1 protein-coding gene is annotated in these 325 nt (G+C 56.3%); it reads right to left on the reverse strand.

The window, feature by feature from the left end; translation table 11 throughout:
- A partial coding sequence (locus A6M21_RS04840) for a MerR family DNA-binding transcriptional regulator (protein ID WP_151191804.1) occupies positions 1–325 on the reverse strand: 325 nt, incomplete at both ends.

Genomic DNA, 325 nt, shown 5'->3' on the forward strand with positions numbered 1-325 from the left:
AACCCCGGCGTTTCTGGTTCAAGCCGGAAGCAAGATCGGTGAGTTCCGCCTTGACGGTAAAACCTTTTTCCCGGGCATATTGGCGCAGCCGTTCCATTTGCCGTTCCAAATTACCTGCGCCGGCCTGTTTTTTGGTCGATACCCGGGCGTAAAGCACAACTGCTTCCGGTTCCCCGGACAACTGACCGGAAGATAACAGCCGGTTTAATTCGTCCATGGAATACCGGCGCTGGCCGCCGGGCAAACGGAGTGGCTTGATTAAGCCGCGCTTTTCCCAGTTGCGCAGGCTGTTCGGGTGAACGCCCAACTTTTTTGCTGCCTTGCT

Source organism: Desulfotomaculum copahuensis (genome assembly GCF_001655685.1).
GTDB classification, from domain to species: domain Bacteria; phylum Bacillota; class Desulfotomaculia; order Desulfotomaculales; family Desulfovirgulaceae; genus Desulfotomaculum_G; species Desulfotomaculum_G copahuensis.